The organism is Enterobacter cloacae complex sp. SYL001 (assembly GCF_049237025.1).
In the GTDB taxonomy this organism is placed as follows: Bacteria; Pseudomonadota; Gammaproteobacteria; order Enterobacterales; family Enterobacteriaceae; genus Enterobacter; species Enterobacter intestinihominis.
Genome location: NZ_JBMKJI010000051.1, coordinates 1 through 5,325, shown reverse-complemented (window position 1 = coordinate 5,325; position 5,325 = coordinate 1). Strand labels below are relative to the sequence as shown.

The 5,325-nt window shown below is 50.5% G+C and carries 4 protein-coding genes; all 4 read right to left on the bottom strand.

The window, feature by feature from the left end; translation table 11 throughout:
- Positions 1 to 188: 188 nt before the first annotated feature.
- The 4 genes from ACOTZP_RS23685 to ACOTZP_RS23670 all read right to left on the bottom strand — a co-directional run bounded on the left by ACOTZP_RS23685 (position 189) and on the right by ACOTZP_RS23670 (position 4,838).
- Positions 189 to 440, bottom strand: coding sequence for a hypothetical protein (locus ACOTZP_RS23685; RefSeq protein ID WP_044704902.1), 252 nt, complete (start codon positions 438 to 440; stop codon positions 189 to 191).
- 561 nt (positions 441 to 1,001) lie between these two features.
- On the bottom strand, positions 1,002 to 1,631 hold the full coding sequence (locus ACOTZP_RS23680; protein WP_024266332.1) for a helix-turn-helix transcriptional regulator: 630 nt from the start codon (positions 1,629 to 1,631) through the stop codon (positions 1,002 to 1,004).
- Positions 1,632 to 2,094: 463 nt separating this feature from the next.
- Positions 2,095 to 2,970, bottom strand: coding sequence for an extended-spectrum class A beta-lactamase CTX-M-9 (locus ACOTZP_RS23675; protein ID WP_032489926.1), 876 nt, complete (start codon positions 2,968 to 2,970; stop codon positions 2,095 to 2,097).
- A 326-nt stretch (positions 2,971 to 3,296) separates the two neighbouring features.
- On the bottom strand, positions 3,297 to 4,838 hold the full coding sequence (locus ACOTZP_RS23670; protein ID WP_000050481.1) for an IS91-like element ISCR1 family transposase: 1,542 nt from the start codon (positions 4,836 to 4,838) through the stop codon (positions 3,297 to 3,299).
- Between the last annotated feature and the right edge of the window lie 487 nt (positions 4,839 to 5,325).

The following is a 5,325-nucleotide window of genomic DNA, read 5'->3' as shown; positions in this document are numbered from 1 at the left end:
CGAGGGATATTTACCCGTCAGCGAAAAGTAATACCCCTCTGGAGGCCACGGACGGCGCGGCCTCCAGAGCACTTTGTCGTTTTTGGACGGAAAATCCCTAGAACCCCGATTATGACCGCTTCTGTAACGTCTCAGGCATCGCCAGCCACGGCGAAACCTACCGTGTCAGTGACAGCCAGGATTTCTGGTTAACCCCGAACGGCCGCTATCTCAGCCAGGCTGAGTACAGCAGTCCGGCAGATACGCTTCAGAAACTGACGGGCGTGGTCAGTGGTGAAGATCCTGACCAGGTGCGGAAGAACGCCGTCAGGGTAAGGGTGTTCCGCGTCGAGAGTGAAAACAGCCATAAAGGTGCGTGCCTGCCTGTGCGTGCCGTGGTCGAAAATGATATCCATAATAGCATCCATCATGATGCGCAACTCTTCAGCGTAAATAGTCATAGCGTTCTCGATACGGCAGCACAGTCAACCTTTATAGAAACCGGCGAAGTGGTTTCAATGGTGGTGGGGCCATTGAGAGTGATGGTAGCGACCTCATTAGCATTATTTACCGGAGCGTTCGCACGCCCCCTATTCCTGCTGCTTTGATATTGGTCTGATGGTTTACCGTCACGTTATTATCTCTGCCGGCACGTTCCCGACCAGGGTTAATACCGTCGGCTAACCAGCCTGAAGTATTAACGGTCAGATCGTTAAATTTATCGTTTTCGCTAATCAAATACAGACTCCCGTTTTTCAGCCCACCTGAAGCTCCCCCTGTCGCCCTGGTGGTAATAATTGCCTTATCGTACGTAGCGGGTAAAATCCTGACCGTTACCGTTTACAGAGCCGTAGTAATAAACTGCATAGTTCGCATTGAACGTATTCTCTTGCACGGGGCTGCAAACGCTAAAATCCGGCAACATGCGTATTCAACCGCTTTATGCATTAATATTTAACTGTAGGCCCTTCTCACGGCAAAGTGATAACAATGAAAAGGGCCATCAATCAGTTTAAAATCGCTTATAACGAATGTGAGAATCGGAAAAGGGTATTGATATCGGCCCCCATTTTCTTTTCCGCACGGCGCTTTGCAGCATAGATAGTACGAATATCGACATTGAGTTCATCAGCCAGTTGCAGACAACCGTCTCCGGAAATCAATGCGCTTAAGACAGCAAACTCCAGTTCAGAGAGTGACTCTCCGCCAAAGAAGGCGTCGCGCTGATAGATAAATCTCTTTTTTAACTTTTCACAGGCCAGCGTCAGCCGATCTTGCTGATAGATAACAAGAAAAATATCTTTAGAATGCTTAAACCAGTAATTAGCCAATGGTTTAAGGTATTTATCACAAACGATAACAATTTTTAATTTCGTTTCAATTAAATAATCTATCCAACGTTCGTTAGTAAAAAAGCGCAAATGGCTGATAGAAAAATCGACAAAAATACAGCCTAAATATAGATTATTATAATTTTGTTTGAGGAGCCCCTCCATAATCCCCAGAGAAAAATAGCCACTCCCTTCTGGCCAGGTACAAAAACAATAGTCCTGGCAAAACGAAACGCGCAATGAGGCATTTGGTTTTAATTCACATTGAGAAGGGCAACTCATACAGTTGATTCTTCCGTAATCATAAATTAGTGACTTCATTGTCCCCCTCCTTATCCATGATCGAATAATTTCACTGCCATAAAATGATGTCAATATTCTTTTGGAGGCCCAATAACTCTATTGGCCGGATTAAAACAATATTCTTACAAGCCATCCAAAGGGTGGAAAAACAACCATGCGGAAATAAAGAGGAAAAACAGTGGAAGAATAACTTCCGGCGGAAACAATGAGAAAACTGCGAATGTAAATCAGATAATTACAATAAAAAGAATGAGTCATGTGACTAATCACAATGAAGACTATTCAAAATAAAATAATTTACTTCCATTACTTTGCGGATTTGTTTTTTGGGGGAGGTAATACTTTTGACTTAAAAAGGTCTTAAGGCCATCGAAAAGAATGATATTAATAATCATACAAAAAGCTGAAGATGTATATCAAGAAAAGCTTTTACGGATATATAAATAGAAAGTGGGGCACCGTAGCGCCCCATTATTGAGAGTTACAGCCCTTCGGCGATGATTCTCGCCGCTGAAGCCAGCACATCGCGGCGGCTCTCTGCGTTCTGTTGCGGCTGGGTAAAATAGGTCACCAGAACCAGCGGCGCACGACCCTGCGGCCAGATCACCGCAATATCATTGGTGGTGCCGTAGTCGCCGCTGCCGGTCTTATCACCTGCAGTCCACGACGTCGGTAAGCCGGCCCGAATGCTGGCTGCGCCGGTCGTATTGCCTTTGAGCCACGTCACCAACTGCGCCCGCTGGGTTTCGCCCAGCGCATGACCCAGCGTAAGCTGACGCAACGTCTGTGCCATCGCCCGCGGCGTGGTGGTGTCTCTCGGGTCGCCGGGAATGGCGGTATTCAGCGTAGGTTCAGTGCGATCCAGACGAAACGTCTCATCGCCGATCGCGCGGGCAAAAGCCGTCACGCCTCCCGGGCCACCGAGCTGGGCAATCAATTTGTTCATGGCGGTATTGTCGCTGTACTGCAACGCGGCCGCGCTCAGCTCTGCCAGCGTCATTGTGCCGTTGACGTGTTTTTCGGCAATCGGATTGTAGTTAACCAGATCGGCAGGCTTGATCTCGACAGGCTGATTAAGCAGCTGCTTTTGCGTTTCACTCTGCTTAAGCACCGCCGCGGCCGCCATAACTTTACTGGTACTGCACATTGGAAAGCGTTCATCACCGCGATAAAGCACCTGCGTATTATCTGCGGTATCGATGAGCGCGACGCCCAGCCGCCCTCCGCTGCTTTTCTCCAGCGCCGCCAGCTTTTGCTGCACCGCACTCGTCTGCGCATAAAGCGGCGCGCTGCCCAGCAGCAGCGGAATGCACGCCGCCGCCGCGAACATCATCCGTTGCACTCTCTTTGTCACCATCTCAAACTCCCAATACGGTCAATCCGTGTTACATCAGTATTCATTAAAAGGTCGAACTGAAAAGCAAAACGCCGCGATTTTTCTGTCGCGCCTCGGGTATAGGAAGTATAAACCACCTTTTTGCTCCTCATCCGAAGTATCTTACCTGAAATTCCCTCACTCGTTTACCGCTCAAGCCCCAATTTTAACTGCCGGTCCAGCCTAAACCGCTCTAATAAGGTTCGATTTGGCGGTAAAATCTCTAGCCTGATAGCTCGAGAGATACAAACTGCCCCACCGCCCCGTTTAAAAGTTGGCAGTGTTGAGCAGTGTTGGATTTGGGGTCGTCAGTCAAAGAGACGACTCTGTGATGGATCGAACAGGCTGGGAGTCAGTGGCGGCGCTCGTTCTGGTGGCAGCTCACGCTGCTTGGCGGCATTCGCCTTGGCTGTTTTCTGTTTCAGATGCTTGAGAATCTGCTCAATGACCTTCGGATCTTCGATGCTGGCAATCACTTTGACGTGACCGCCGCAGTGTTCGCAGACTTCAATATCAATATTGAAGACTCGCTTGAGGCGTTGCATCCAGGTCATGGCGCGGTGGCGCTCTGCAGGACTCTTGTCACGCCAGTTAGTATCGAGACCTTCCGATTTGTCGGGCTTCTTGCCCCGCTTGGCGGGTGTTACTTGAACTCGGTGTTTGCTGTTCGGTGCAAAGACGCCGTGGAAGCGTGTGAGGTTGACTCGCGGCTTAGGTACCAACGCAGCGAGTTTGGCGATGAAGTCCAGCGGCTCGAAGATCACATGGGTGGTGCCATTGCGGTACGGAGTTTTGAGCTCGTAACGCACCTGCCCATTGGCGGTTAATGCCAGACGTTTTTCTGAAACCGCTGGCCGACTAATGTAGCGACACAAGCGCTCAAGCTTATCCCGCTGATGCGCTTCGGCCATCACACCGGCGTGTAGCGAGAAACCAGCATGGTTGGCTACTCGACTGCTTGAGTCGGCTTTATCCTCACGCCCTGGCAAGGTTTGCAGGGTGAAGACTTTGCGCCCTTGCTGGGGGCCGACGGCAATGCGATACGTAACCGAAGCACCATGTAATTGAGTCAGCGTATCGTCTTCGCCCTCTTCCAGTGTCAACCACGTATTCTCGGCATCACGCTCCAAAATCCCACGCTTTTCCATGCAGCGAGCGATGCGATGGCTGAGGGTGTGAGCGAGCGTATTCAGCTCATCGTAAGTGGGTGCCTTGACACGATGGAAGCGTTGCTTGCCATAGTCATCTTCGGCATAGACACCATCGAGAAACAGCATGTGGTAGTGGACATTGAGATTTAGCGCGGAGCCAAAGCGTTGGATAAGAGTCACTGAGCCAGTTTGTGCAGAGGCTTTGGTGTAACCGGCTTTTTTGATCAGATGAGTTGAGAGTGTACGATAGACGATACTCAAGACCTGGCCCATCAGCTGGGGATGGCGAGCCAGCAAAAAGCGTAGCTGGAAAGGAAAGCTGAGCACCCACTGGCGAATGGGCTCCTTGGGGAAGACTTCGTCTATCAGCAGCGCCGCACTCTCGGCCATCCGGCGGGCACCGCAGCTAGGGCAAAAGCCGCGTCGTTTACAGCTGAAGGCGACCAGACGCTCGTGATGACAATCCTCGCAGCGAACCCGCATGAAACCATACTCCAGACGGCCACATTGGAGGAGGTCGTTGAATTCTTGTTGGATGTAGCGAGGCAGGTGTTGACCTTGGGCTTCGAGTGAGGCTTTGAAGGCTGGGTAGTGCTGCTCAACCAGCTGGTAGAGCAGCGTCTGGTCGGGTTGGTGGCGTTCGTAACCGTTTGTTTGAGTGGGCGATTGACTCGCCGTGGCGTTCCTTGCCAGCGACATGGGTATCCTCCGCTGATACTGTGGTTATGTACAGTATCAGCGGCTTGCGTTCAGACGTCCAGTCTGGCCCTAGACATCGCTAAATGCTTAACCCGCAATAGCCCTCACGAGTTGTTATCAGCCACTACCGGTTGAGCGAGAAGGTTTTGGGTTCAGGGTGCTATTGCTCCACCAATCACAATACTGAAGCCCCAACTGTTATCAGTTGGGGCTTTTTCTTGTCTGTTTGCGGCGGTTGCGTTTTATCGGTAGTCGTCGAGCTCTGCACCATCCCACATAAGAGCTTAACGGTGCGATCTTCAACGCCATCACACAAAACTTTCTTTTTCACGCACAGTCAACTTATTGGATGTTTTATTAACAACCCAAAAGGAGATATTTAGCGGGCGGCCGGAAGGTGAATGCTAGGCATGATCTAACCCTCGGTCTCTGGCGTCGCGACTGCGAAATTTCGCGAGGGTTTCCGAGAAGGTGATTGCGCTTCGCA